Origin of the sequence: Arcicella lustrica, from assembly GCF_034930985.1 — a bacterium.
GTDB lineage: Bacteria > Bacteroidota > Bacteroidia > Cytophagales > Spirosomataceae > Arcicella > Arcicella lustrica.
The window spans coordinates 495,899-508,615 of record NZ_JAYGIM010000003.1 but is presented as its reverse complement, the minus strand read 5'-3'; the positions used below and the strand labels follow the sequence as shown (position 1 = coordinate 508,615).

At 35.0% G+C, this 12,717-nt stretch carries 10 protein-coding genes; 6 read left to right on the top strand and 4 right to left on the bottom strand.

What is annotated here, in order from left to right; all coding sequences use genetic code 11:
• On the top strand, window positions 1-795 hold a 795-nt coding region (locus tag VB798_RS05440), incomplete at its 5' end, for a transposase (RefSeq protein WP_323256762.1).
• 263 nt (window positions 796-1,058) lie between these two features.
• On the opposite strand, the gene hemB is transcribed toward VB798_RS05440, so the two are convergent.
• Window positions 1,059-2,030 (bottom strand): porphobilinogen synthase, encoded by a 972-nt coding sequence (hemB, locus tag VB798_RS05435; protein WP_323256761.1) that lies wholly within the window; start codon window positions 2,028-2,030, stop codon window positions 1,059-1,061.
• 619 nt (window positions 2,031-2,649) lie between these two features.
• Here hemB and VB798_RS05430 point away from each other — a divergent pair.
• The 5 genes from VB798_RS05430 (at window position 2,650) to VB798_RS05410 (ending at window position 10,153) form a co-directional block, all read left to right on the top strand.
• Window positions 2,650-4,473 carry a glycosyltransferase gene (locus VB798_RS05430; RefSeq protein WP_184135154.1) on the top strand — a complete coding sequence of 608 codons (1,824 nt, stop codon included), beginning with the start codon at window positions 2,650-2,652 and terminating at the stop codon, window positions 4,471-4,473.
• Window positions 4,474-4,618: 145 nt separating this feature from the next.
• Entirely contained in the window at window positions 4,619-6,148 is a 1,530-nt protein-coding gene (locus VB798_RS05425; RefSeq protein ID WP_323256758.1) for a GH3 auxin-responsive promoter family protein, read from the top strand.
• Window positions 6,149-6,299: 151 nt separating this feature from the next.
• Window positions 6,300-6,653, top strand: a complete 354-nt coding sequence (locus tag VB798_RS05420; protein ID WP_323256756.1) for a winged helix-turn-helix domain-containing protein — start codon at window positions 6,300-6,302, stop codon at window positions 6,651-6,653.
• Window positions 6,654-6,783: 130 nt separating this feature from the next.
• The gene (locus VB798_RS05415) at window positions 6,784-7,521 is read left to right on the top strand and encodes a sulfite exporter TauE/SafE family protein (protein WP_323256754.1); all 738 of its coding nucleotides are present in this window, start codon (window positions 6,784-6,786) and stop codon (window positions 7,519-7,521) included.
• A gap of 19 nt (window positions 7,522-7,540) precedes the next feature.
• A complete protein-coding gene (locus VB798_RS05410) occupies window positions 7,541-10,153 on the top strand; it encodes a TonB-dependent receptor (protein ID WP_323256752.1) in 2,613 nt (870 codons plus the stop codon).
• 45 nt (window positions 10,154-10,198) lie between these two features.
• Here the strand turns inward: VB798_RS05410 and VB798_RS05405 are convergent, their stop codons facing one another.
• The 3 genes from VB798_RS05405 to VB798_RS05395 form a co-directional block, all read right to left on the bottom strand.
• Window positions 10,199-10,771: a cytochrome c oxidase subunit 3 gene (locus VB798_RS05405; RefSeq protein WP_323256750.1), complete on the bottom strand. Its 573-nt coding sequence runs from the start codon at window positions 10,769-10,771 to the stop codon at window positions 10,199-10,201.
• 165 nt (window positions 10,772-10,936) lie between these two features.
• The gene (ispE, locus tag VB798_RS05400; RefSeq protein WP_323256748.1) at window positions 10,937-11,743 is read right to left on the bottom strand and encodes a 4-(cytidine 5'-diphospho)-2-C-methyl-D-erythritol kinase; all 807 of its coding nucleotides are present in this window, start codon (window positions 11,741-11,743) and stop codon (window positions 10,937-10,939) included.
• A 47-nt stretch (window positions 11,744-11,790) separates the two neighbouring features.
• The gene (locus VB798_RS05395) at window positions 11,791-12,636 is read right to left on the bottom strand and encodes a glycerophosphodiester phosphodiesterase family protein (RefSeq protein WP_323256746.1); all 846 of its coding nucleotides are present in this window, start codon (window positions 12,634-12,636) and stop codon (window positions 11,791-11,793) included.
• Between the last annotated feature and the right edge of the window lie 81 nt (window positions 12,637-12,717).

Sequence of the window (12,717 nt, the reverse complement as noted above, 5' to 3'; positions counted from 1 at the left end):
TTAGCAAAGAATGTCAAGTTCTTTATGCAAAGTCATAATATTAAGTCAAAAACAGATGATATTGATGCTCAGGCTATCGCTCAAATGGGACTGGAAAGAAAACTTAAACTATGGCAACCAGGAAGTACTCGAATGCGAGTATTAAAACATCTGTGCCGTGAAAGAACAATGCTCCAAGCAGAACAGACTACTGTTAAAAATCAATCTCATGCTTGGAAATATACCTATAAACCTGAGAAAAGCATCTTAAAAAGATTAGAAAACAGATTAAGCTTTATAAAAGAGCAAATTCAAGAGATTGAACAAGAAATTCAAAGTATCGTTAAAAATGATCAAGAGTTAGCTCAACGTGTGGCTAATGTTTGTACCATTAAAGGAGTAGGTTTGCTCTCAGCTATCGTTATCATTGCAGAAACTAATGGATTTGCCTTATTTAATAATAAAGCTCAACTCATCAGTTATGCGGGATATGATGTGGTAAGAAAACAATCTGGAAACAGTGAAGCTAAAACTAGAATCTCTAAAAAAGGAAATAAAAATATTAGAAAAGCCCTATTTTTCCCTGCTACAACTGCAAGCAGATTCAATACTAAAATGAAAAGTACCTATGAAAAAATCAGCGAAAGAACAGCCATAAAAATGAAAGGAAATGTAGCTGTGCAAAGAAAAATGCTTATCTTGATTTATACCATATACAAGAATAATATACCTTATGATGAAAATTACCAATATGACAAAGAACGTAATGAGACTCAAAAAAATAAGGCAGAGTCAATAATAAATTGCCCTGCCTAAAGTGCATGGAAATGAATTCCTGATTTGGTAATGCAATTTATAAAAATATTTAATCAAATGAACTTGTTTCTTAACACAGCACCTTGATACAAGAAAAGTAACCGCAGCGGCGGCCGCAAAAGAAAATCAAGAATTCCTAAACTCGCTTTGCTCAAACAGTAGGAATTCATTACCCATCAATCACAAAAAAGCGGTAAAAAATCAGTTTTTTACCGCTTTTTTGTGATTTTAAAATTCGGGATGATTCATGTTTACAAGGTTCATTACTTTGTAAGGCTTGCGTATTCTTTGGCGAAGTAAGTTAAAATTACTTTTGCACCAGCTCTTTTGATAGACGTTAAACATTCTACCATTGTTTTGGTGCCGTCTAACCAACCATTTTGAGCCGCAGCTTTTACCATCGCATATTCGCCAGAAACATTATAAGCAGCAATCGGAATATCAAAATTATCATTCAAAGATTTGATAATATCCAAATAAGCCAAAGCAGGTTTTACCATCAAAAAATCTGCTCCTTCGCTGTAATCAAGTTCTGCTTCAATCAACGCTTCACGCACATTGGCAGGATTCATCTGATAGGTTTTCTTATCTCCAAATTTTGGAGCAGAATCCAAAGCATCACGGAAAGGGCCATAAAAAGCAGAAGCATATTTGGCAGAATAAGCCATAATCGACACATTGATAAAACCTTTGCTATCTAATGCTTCACGAAGTACTCTTACTCGTCCGTCCATCATATCAGAAGGACCAACGATATCAGCACCAGCTTCTGCTTGAGCAATTGTCATTTTTGCTAAAATTTCTAAACTCTCATCATTCAAAATATTTCCTTTTTCATCAACATAACCATCGTGTCCATCAGAAGAGTAAGGGTCCATCGCTACGTCTGACATGATTGCGATTTCAGGAAACTTACTTTTAATTTGATGAATAGCTTCTAAATAGATGTTGCCTTTGCGGTAACTTTCAGAAGCAATTTTATCTTTTTTATCTTCTGCCAATAGTGGAAAAAGTGCGATTGAACGAATGCCTAAATCTTGTACAACCGACATTTCTTCTAATATCTTATCAATAGAGTATCTGTAAATACCGGGCATAGATTTTACCTCACTTGTAAGATTATTGCCTTCCATGACAAACATCGGATAGATAAAATCATTTACCGACAAAGTTGTTTCTTCAACCATCGCACGGATTGCGGCTGACTGGCGGTTTCTTCTGGGTCTTCTTAGCATAATTATAATTATTATTCTCTGGTTTTTGCTGATTTACTCGGATACAAAGTTCGTAAAACCATTAAACAAATGTTGGAATATTTTAACTTTAATATTATCCTGATATGGGAAGTATTATCTGATTTTTTGAATCAATTCAGGCTTTTTGCTTTGTTTCAAAGAAATATCAGCCATTTTTATCCATCTCTTTTAGAACCACGATAAAGTATTATTTTGTTCAGTGATACCCCGAAAATGTGAAAAAAAACTGAACATTAATCGCTAAAAAGAGTAAATACCATATTAATTACTCTATAATCCTAAAAGCACTAAATATTAATTAAAATTAAGCACGAAATTGTCTTCATTCTTTTAGATTTGTATTCAATTAATTTTCAATGAGTATTCATTCCTGAATAACAGTATAGCATTGTAATACTAAATTGAAAGCTGAGCTTTATTTAACTGAAAGCAATTTTTATAAATAAATATAGATTATAAATTATTCTTTTGGTTTGAAAAGATACTAGAATTACGATTATTTGTAAATTGATTTTATTTTAGTTTTTCTTGAAATAAGAATATTTTTTAGATTTATATTTATCTAACAAAAAATATCCTAAAACTTAATTACCGACGAATGGAAATTCAAAATCCTCTCACATCATCCGCTAATAAGCAAAAAATTTTAATAGAGATTGCTTGGGAAACCTGTAATCAAGTTGGTGGAATCTACACTGTAATTCGTACCAAAGTGCCATCAATGGTTGAAAAGTGGGGTAATAATTATTTTTTATTAGGACCATATTTTCCGCAAACAGCTACGGCAGAGTTTGAGCCAATTCATGATTTGGACGATTCTATTTTGGGTAAAACTATCCAAAAAATGCGTTCAATGGGTTTAGGAGTACATTATGGATATTGGTTAGTGACTGGAAAACCAAGAATTGTATTGTTTGATTTGGCAACGGTTACGCCTAAATTGAATCAAATTAAGGCGAGTCTTTGGGAAAAACATCAAGTTCCGACTTTACATGTGGAGGACATTGTGAACCAAACGATTTTATTTGGTGAAATGATTCGTATTTTCTTAACCGAATTAGCGAACGATCAAGCCAGCAAAGCTGAAATTGTAGCACATATTCATGAATGGATGTCAGGTACTTGTATTCCTGATTTGAAAAAAGATGGCGTGAAAATAGCGACAGTTTTTACCACGCATGCTACCATGCTTGGGCGTTATTTAGCTGGAAATGTACCTGATTTTTATGATAAATTACATACTTTCAATTGGCTAGACGAAGCTCGTCATTATGGTATTGAAGCACAAGCAACCATTGAACGCTTGGCAGCAAATATGTGTCATGTGATGACGACGGTAAGTGATGTGACCGCTCGTGAATGCGAATTTTTATTAGGCAAAGTACCAGATTTAATTTTACCGAATGGTTTAAATATTACTAGATTTTCGGCAATGCACGAACATCAAAATTTACATACGCTTTTCAAAGATCGTATCAATGAATTTGTGATGGGACATTTCTTCCAAAGCCAACCTTTCGATCTTGGTAAAACACTTTATTTCTTTACTTCTGGTCGTTATGAGTTTTCAAACAAAGGTTATGACATTACGCTTGAAGCCTTGGCTCGTTTGAACTGGAAAATGAAACAAGCTAAGATTGATAAAACGGTGGTTATGTTTTTTATTACGAAACAACCTTATCATTCAATTGACCCAGAAGTATTACAGTCGAGAGCAGTAATGGACGAAATCCACGAAACTTGTAATGCGATTGAAAAGCAAATCGGGGAGAAATTGTTCAACGCTTCGGCTTCGGCAACAGATTTACAAATGCCAGATTTGAACGGATTTATTGATGAATATTGGCGTTTGCGTTTGCGTAGAACGATTCAAACTTGGAAAACAAATAAGCGTCCGAAAGTTGTAACACATTTATTGAAAAATGAAGACGGCATTACGGATTATACCAAAAAAGCTAATTTGTTGAATAATCCAGACGATAAAGTAAAGATTGTATATCACCCAGATTTCATTGTTTCGACAAATCCACTTTTCGGGCTTGATTATGGACAATTTGTACGTGGCTGTAATTTGGGCGTTTTCCCAAGTTATTATGAGCCTTGGGGATATACTCCGCTAGAATGTATCGCTCGTGGTGTTCCTACGATTACTTCAGATCTTTCAGGTTTTGGAGATTATATGATGCAAATCATGCGTGATTATGAACAATGGGGCGTAATGGTTGTGAATCGTAAAACACAAGATTTCCACAAAGCAGCAGAACAATTATCTGAAATGATGTTGAAATTTGTGAAACAATCACTCCGAGAAAGAATTACGCAAAGAAACCGAGTTGAAAGTATTTCAGATACTTTTGACTGGAGTAACCTGAGAGCTTATTACGACACAGCTCAAGATTTAGCACTCAAAAGAAGAAAATAAATAAAATGAGAAGTCGGCTGTTCAAGGCTGACTTCTCTATTTTGGAAGCCAGCGACACCAAAATTTACCTACTTGATACATTCAATAAATTCTATTAAGTTTGTAAATACACAATCTCTAATATAAAAGCCGATATTCTTAACTTATGGATATTCTCAATGAAACAATCGCTTGGTTGATGAAAAGACGTTTGCCTCGAATCCAGTCGTTTATGGAACGACCTATGGAAACGCAGGAGGAAATGTTCTGGAATCTGATTCAATCAGCTAAGTACACAGAATGGGGAAAAAAATATGAATATCAATCTATTGCTTCTATTAAAACTTTTCAAGAAAGAGTACCCGTTTCAAATTACGAAAGTCTATTTCCATACATTGAACGTATGATGCGTGGCGAACAAAATGTTCTCTGGAATTCAGACATTCAATATTTTTCAAAATCTTCTGGTACAACCAACGCTCGCAGTAAATTCATCCCTGTTTCTAAAGAATCGCTTGAAGATTGTCACTTCATGGGCGGAAAAGATATGATGACGCTTTTGGTAGAAAACAAACCTGATACAGAGGTTTTCTCTGGAAAAGGACTTTCTATTGGTGGGAGTTTACAGTCAAGTCAATTGAATTCTCGTACTTATTTAGGCGATGTTTCGGCAGTGGTGATGAAAAATTTACCAATTTGGGCGCAACTCATTCGTACTCCATCTTTGGAAGTAGCTCTGATGGATGTTTGGGAAGAGAAAATTCAGAAAATGGCGGAGGTTACTTCTCAAGAAAATGTGACAAGTATTTTGGGCGTTCCGACTTGGACTTTAGTGTTGATTGATAAAGTATTAGAAATTACAGGCAAAAAGAATATTTTAGAAGTATGGCCTAATTTTGAGTTTTTTATTCATGGTGCTGTTGCATTTCAGCCTTACAGAGAATTGTTTAGTCATCAAGTTTTTCCATCAAGTTCGGTAAATTACCTTGAAATTTATAATGCTTCGGAAGGCTTTTTTGGTATTCAGGATGATTTCAATCGCAAAGATGAAATGTTGTTAATGCTTGATTATGGTATTTTCTACGAATTTATTCCAATGGAAGAAATTGAATCTGAAAACCCTAAAGTGTTGACTTTGTCCGAAGTAGAATTAAATAAGAATTATGCAATTCTGATTTCTACCAATTCAGGTTTATGGCGTTATAAAATTGGTGATACTGTAAAATTTACTTCACGTAGTCCTTACAGAATCAAGATTTCTGGCAGAACCAAACACTTTATCAATGCTTTTGGGGAAGAACTCATTATTGAAAATGCTGAAAAAGCTATTACTCGTGCTTGCGAAGCAACCAATGCTATTTTGAGTGATTATACGGCTGGACCAGTTTATATGGACAACAAGCAACAAGGCTGCCATGAATGGATTATAGAATTTTCGCAAGTACCGAATGACCAAGTAATTTTTAATACAATTTTGGATGAAACACTCAGAGAAATTAACTCTGATTATGATGCCAAAAGATATAAAGATATGGTGTTGTCTGCACCCAAAATTAATGTGGTACCCAAAGATACTTTTTATCATTGGATGAGAAACCGAGGCAAATTAGGCGGGCAACATAAAGTACCAAGATTGAGTAATTCAAGAGAATTTTTAGAACAAATTTTACTATTGGCGAAAGAAGTCTGCGTTTAAGGATTTTGGATATGGGATTTCAGATTTCGGATTTTTTGGAATATTTGTGTCTAAAACTCTTAAACTCTAATGTCCTATCGCCTTTTAAAACTCTTGAATCTTGCTTCTTGTCTCTTGTGTCTAAAAATCCTAAAGTCTTCAAGTCAAAAAAATGAAAAACCTTCTTCCTACAACAAATAAAGTAAAAATCACTGGAGCAATTTGGATAGAAAACCATGATGGTTCAGAGCGTTTTTTAGGAAAAGGACGAATTCAATTATTAGAACTCATCATCGAACATGGCTCAATTTCCAAAGCCGCCAAAGCGATGGAAATGTCCTACAAAAGAGCTTGGGATTTAATTACTTCTATGAATTCACAAGCCACAAAGCCTTTCGTAGTCACTCAAGTTGGTGGAAAAAGTGGTGGTGGTGCAATTGTAACTCCCGAAGGACTTCAAGCCATTGAAGCCTATAAATCTCTTCAAACACGCTTTCAAGCTTTTCTTGCTCAAGAAAATAGCTGAATTAGCTGTCAGCTTTAGCAAACGCTTTTTTAAGTACTTTTCTTAATTAAAATCATATTATTTCTTTTCCGAAATCAGATTTCGGATTTTTGAGATAGTTCGCTATATTTGTTAAAATATAACGTTTACTATGGATTCAACTTTCTTACTGATGCTCTTGCTGTTAAGCATTGTGGCTTTTTTATATTCATCTGTGGGGCATGGCGGAGCAAGTGGCTACTTAGCGGTGATGGCGATTGTGGGCGTTTCGCCTACTTTGATGAAATCATCGGCTTTAATCATGAATCTTGCCGTTTCTCTTTTTTCTTTTTTCGGTTTTTATCGGGCAGGTTTTTTTAAAATTAAACTCTTTTGGCCATTTGCCGTTGCCAGTATTCCATTGGCATATTTAGGCGGAACGATGACGCTTTCTGATGCGATTTACAAGAAAATTTTAGCCATCTGTATTTTGATTTCGATTGCACGTTTACTTTATCAGTTCAAGCAAGAAGAAACGGAAAATCGTGAAGTGCCTCTTTGGGCTGGATTGACTTCTGGTGGCGTAATTGGTTTACTTTCGGGCATGATTGGCATTGGTGGAGGCATCGTTTTGAGTCCATTAATGTTGTTGATGAAATGGGCAAAACTCAAAGAAACCGCTGCTGTTTCGGCACTTTTTATTTTTGTGAATTCACTTTCTGGTTTATATGGTCAGCTCGTAAAAGGGAATATTCAAATTCCTGAAAACTTACAATGGGCTATTTGTGCTACTGTTTTGGGAGGTTTGTTAGGCTCTTACTTCGGAAGTCAGAAGTTTAATTTACCTACACTTCGTTACTTGTTGGCATTGGGTTTAGTGATTGCTTGTGCCAAATTAATTTTTACTTAGAAACTTATTTTTTAGACTTATGAAAAAATATATACTCTTTTATCTATCGTTATATTTTAATAAATATAACGTATTGAAAATAACTAATACTTCTTTACTCGTTTGCATATTGTTGTTCAATCTAAAAGCTCAAAAGAAAATCCAGCAAATAGTTTATAAAGATACTGTTCGACAATTATCAGAAGTAGTCGTAACGGCCTCAAGAATGCCCGAAAATGTTTTGAAATCGCCAATTAGTATTGCTTTGTTGGATAATCGTGCCATTCAAAATTCGGCAGCACCATCGTTTTATGATGCCATTGAAAATATCAAAGGTGTTCAATTACTTACGCCAAGTTTGGGTTTCAAAGTATATAATACTCGTGGTTTTGCCAATCCGACTAACGTTCGTTTTGTGCAATTGGTTGACGGTGTGGATAACCAAGCACCACATATTGGTTCACCGATTGCTGGGGCTTTAGCCCCAACGGATTTGGATGTTGACCATGTGGAAATCCTGCACGGTGCTGCTTCAGCTTTGTATGGCATGAATGCCTTGAATGGTTTGGTGAATATTTTTTCTAAAAATCCTTTTGAACATCAAGGATTGAGTTTTCAACAAAAAACAGGGGCGAATCATTTCAACGATAATAATGCTTCCGTGCATTTATTTAGCGAAAGTAATATTCGTTGGGCAAAGGCATTTAACAATACTTTCGCTACCAAAATTAACTTTGAATATTTAACGGGTTACGATTGGATTTCAGACAATAATACCGATTTGAATCCGAATGGAAATGCTACTTTGAATCTTTTCGGAACAGATAATCCTGCTTATGATGGCATCAATGCTTACGGAAATGAGTCGTCGAATCGAAGAAATTTGACTTTAGGCGGAAAACGCTATTCCGTTGCCCGAACTGGCTATTTAGAAAAAGAAATCGCTGATTTTTCATTGAGAAATATTAAAGGTGATGTTAGCTTATTCGTTCGTCCGAAGAAAGATTGGGAAGTTTCTTATACTTATCGCTTCGGCATTTTAGATAATCTTTATCAGCGTACAAACCGTTTTAGATTGAGCGATTATCGTATCGACCAACACAGTATTAGTTTTAAATTGCCTTCGATTCAAGCAAAAGCCTATTTGACGCATGAAAATACGGGGCAATCTTATAATATTCGTTCGATGGCAGAGAATATCGAGCGTACTTTTAAAACAGATGATGCTTGGTTTTCAGATTTTTCCAATCAATTTAATGCCAATACAAAAGCTGGGATGAGTGTGACAGATGCTTTAGAATCAGCAAGAAATCTGGCTGACAAAGGCAGACCACAACCCCATATAGCTGAATTTGATGCTTTAATTAAAAAACTGGGAGACATTAATAACTGGGATGTTGGAGCAGCTTTGAGAGTACAATCGTGGTTGTATCACGTGGAAACTCAGGCGGATTTGACTCAGCAATTGTTTAGTACTTTACGTGAAAAATATGGATTGAGTATTTTGACGGGTTTTGATTATAGAATGTTTGAAGTATTGCCTGACGGAAACTATTTTATCAATCCGACCGAACCCAATCAAAATCTTACTTATAATAAAGTGGCCGGGTTTGTACAGTTGACAAAATTATTGTTGAATGATAAACTAAAACTGAATGCTTCGCTGAGAGCCGATAAAAATCAATATTTTGATTTACGTTGGAATCCAAGATTGGCGATTGTTTATTCCCCAACCGACGACCAAAATATTAGAATTTCTTACCAAAATGCTTATCGTTTCCCAAGTCTTTTTGAGGCTTTTTCGAATGTAAATAGCGGAGGTGTAAAAAGAGTAGGAGGCTTGCCGATTATGTCACAAGGAATTTTTGAGAATTCATACTTCAAAACTTCAGTTGATGCTTTTCAAACTGCAATTACTAATGATGTGAATAAAAATGGTTTAACGACGGCTCAAGCGGTTGTGAAAAACAAAGGTTTGTTGAAAAAGAATGACTATGGCTACATTCAACCAGAATCTGTAAATAGTTTTGAAATTGGTTATAAAGGGCTTTGGTTTGATAAACGCTTGTATGTGGATGTCGATTTTTACTATAATCAATACCAAAATTTTATGGCACAAGTAGAAACGAATTTAGCTTTAACACAAAGTGCAAATACTGATTCTATCGCTTTTGCTTTAAATGACCGCACCAAAAATCAGCGTTATCGTTTGTGGACAAACTCAAAAACTACGGTTTTTAATTATGGTGGAAGTATTGGTTTACGTTACAGAGTTTACAAAGATTTTATGCTTTCAACGAATGCTTCGTATGCACAATTAGATCATAAAACGACAAATGATGGTTTGGAAGAAGCTTTCAATACGCCTCGTTGGGTTTTGAATGTTTCACTCAATAATCGAAAAATTACGGAACGTTTGGGCTTTAACGTGAATTGGAAATGGCAAGAAGATTTTCTGTGGCAATCGTCTTTAGCAACGGGAAATGTACCAGCTTATTCTACCATTGATGGACAAATTACTTATACTTTACCCGCACAAAATTTGACTTTGAAGTTAGGCGGAACAAATCTGCTGAATAAGTATTATTATAACTTTTTGGCAGGGCCAAGTGTAGGTGGTTTTTATTATTTGAGTGCTACGTTTAACCTTTAAACTGTATTTGGATTTGTGATTGTAGCAATCACAAATCCAAAATTCTCAATTCTGCCAAAGTAAAAACAGAAATAATATCACCCAAAGTAAATCTACAAAATGCCAGTAAAATACAATTAAATTGATTTTTAATTGGTTGGGTGGATTTACAGAATAGACGAATGATTCAATATATGATGCTCTTTTGATGGCTTCAATAAAAATTTTAATAAGAAAGAATAATCCTATTACAATATGTAAAATGTGAAGCCCAGAAAGCATATAAATAAAACCTCTTGATGTACGTAAAGTTGTATCGGCATTTAATGCAAAAAGCTGTTGCCAACCCCATAATTGCATTCCTACAAACAAAAAACCGAGCAAAAGCGTAAAGCCCATATAAATTCTATAACTCAGAAATTTATCTTCTTTAAAATTTAAGTTTGCCAAATGAAGCGTTAGGCTACTTATTAAAATCAGTAAAGTACTTACCCAAAAAACGGCAGGTAATTGTATTTTTCCAAAGCCAGCGTTGGGTCTTTCTAAGCCTAAATAGGTTGTTAATAAGCCTAAAAACATCAATCCACTTCCGAAGATTGACATTTGAAGCATAAATTTAAAAGGTTCTCTGCGTTGCATATCTTTTTAACAGTTATCTGTTAATTGTTATCCGTTAATGGTTTAGTAAAAGGAATAAATTTAGGGAACTATTTCATCCAAAATGTACTCTTCGATAACCGATAACCGATAACCGATAACCGATAACCGATAACCGATAACCGATAACCGATAACCGATAACCGATTATAGTTTCCCTTGCCAAATACTATAATTTTCAAAATGCGTTTTTGTATCTATTTCTTCGTCAAAAATCCCAAAAACCGTTGAGCCTGAGCCTGTCATACTTGCGTAAGCTGCACCGAGTTCATACAATTGATTTTTGATATTTTCGATAATGGGGTATTTGGGCAAAAGATGTTTCTCAAAATCATTTTTCACCAAATTTTTCCACTCGTTTACGGGTTTCTGTAAAACTTCTTGTAAATCAATTTCATTTTTCAGCGGTTTCACTCCCGAATAAGCCTCAGCGGTTGAAATATGAATATTCGGATTCACCAATACAATGTACTTTCCTGCTAAATGGACTGAAATATTAGCAAATTCATCGCCTTTGCCAAAACAATATTGTGGGCGATTTTGAATGAAAAAAGCACAGTCGCTTCCCAATTTACGAGCGTAGTTTTCCATTTGTTCCGTTGATAAGTGTAACAAGAAAAGCTCGTTCAAAGTTTTGATTGTAAAAGCACAATCAGCTGAACCACCACCCATACCTGCCCCAATTGGCACAACTTTGTGGAGGTGAATACTTACGGGAGGAATATCAAAATCTTGTTTTAAAAGATGATAAGCTTTGAGGCAAAGATTACTTTCTGGATTGCCAGGAATATCCAAGCCTGTACTTCTAAAGCTTAAAGTTTCGTCGGGTAAAATTTCTAAAATATCGCACCAGCCAACAGGATAAAAACAAGATTCAAGATTATGAAAGCCGTCTGCACGTTTTTCGGTGATGTATAAACCAATATTGATTTTTGCGTTTGGAAAAGTAACCATTGGGTTTGTTTATTGGAATTGAAAAACAAAAATACTTTACAAAAAAGCTATTTCCATAATTTTAAAGCCCTGTCTGGATAATCAGTGATGAGCCCGTCTGTGCCTAATGCTTTCATGGCTAACATATGGTCGATTTCATTGACTGTCCACGGAATAACTTTGATGCCTTTTTGGTGGCACATCGCCACTTTCCCTTTTGTTAATTGCTTGAAGTATGGACTAAAAACGTCTGGCAAAAAGCCTAATTTCTGCAAGGAAGGTTCAACGCCTTCACGTTCGACTAAAGCCGACAAAGTGAATTTAGGATACTCATTGTTTTGAATTTGCTGATGCCAAAACCGCAGTACATTAAAATCAAAACTTTGGATAATTACTCTTTCGGCAGGAATGAATTGTTTCAAAACCTGATAAACCAAATCAGAAAATACTTCAATACTTTCAGGTTGAGAAATACCATACTCTTTTTCTTCCGACTTGATTTCTATATTATAATGAACTGCTTTGAGTCCTTTTTGTTGAATATAATTTTCACAGAAAGCCAACATTTCGCTCAACAAAGGTTTATGAGTTGCCAATTTTTGTTGTGCAGGAAAAAATTTATTTCCACGTAAACCCGTATCAAATTGCTGAATTTCCTGATAATTCATTTGATATAAATTCAGATTTTTCTCTTCTTTTTTCAGCACAGGTGAACCATTTGGATGCGAAGCAAAAAGTGAGTTCATATAAGGCTCGTGCGATACAAGTACTTGGTGATCTTGGCTGATACAAACATCTAATTCCAAAGTATCAACACCCAAATCCAAAGCTTTTTGGAAAGCTGGGATAGTATTTTCGGGCATCAGTCCACGGCAACCTCTGTGACCTTCTATTTCAAATGTATTTTGTTGCATAAGAAGTGATTGGTAATTTTTATTGGAATCAGCAAAATGCTATAAGCTTTATGCTGTAAGTATTAAGCTAAAAGTAAAATG

What these genes read in the sequence shown, in the direction of transcription:
- hemB (WP_323256761.1), bottom strand. Translation starts at nt 2,030, where the DNA reads ATGCTAAGAAGACCCAGAAGAAACCGCCAGTCAGCCGCAATCCGTGCG.
- VB798_RS05430 (WP_184135154.1), top strand. Translation starts at nt 2,650, where the DNA reads ATGGAAATTCAAAATCCTCTCACATCATCCGCTAATAAGCAAAAAATT.
- VB798_RS05425 (WP_323256758.1), top strand. Translation starts at nt 4,619, where the DNA reads ATGGATATTCTCAATGAAACAATCGCTTGGTTGATGAAAAGACGTTTG.
- VB798_RS05420 (WP_323256756.1), top strand. Translation starts at nt 6,300, where the DNA reads ATGAAAAACCTTCTTCCTACAACAAATAAAGTAAAAATCACTGGAGCA.
- VB798_RS05415 (WP_323256754.1), top strand. Translation starts at nt 6,784, where the DNA reads ATGGATTCAACTTTCTTACTGATGCTCTTGCTGTTAAGCATTGTGGCT.
- VB798_RS05410 (WP_323256752.1), top strand. Translation starts at nt 7,541, where the DNA reads ATGAAAAAATATATACTCTTTTATCTATCGTTATATTTTAATAAATAT.
- VB798_RS05405 (WP_323256750.1), bottom strand. Translation starts at nt 10,771, where the DNA reads ATGCAACGCAGAGAACCTTTTAAATTTATGCTTCAAATGTCAATCTTC.
- ispE (WP_323256748.1), bottom strand. Translation starts at nt 11,743, where the DNA reads ATGGTTACTTTTCCAAACGCAAAAATCAATATTGGTTTATACATCACC.
- VB798_RS05395 (WP_323256746.1), bottom strand. Translation starts at nt 12,636, where the DNA reads ATGCAACAAAATACATTTGAAATAGAAGGTCACAGAGGTTGCCGTGGA.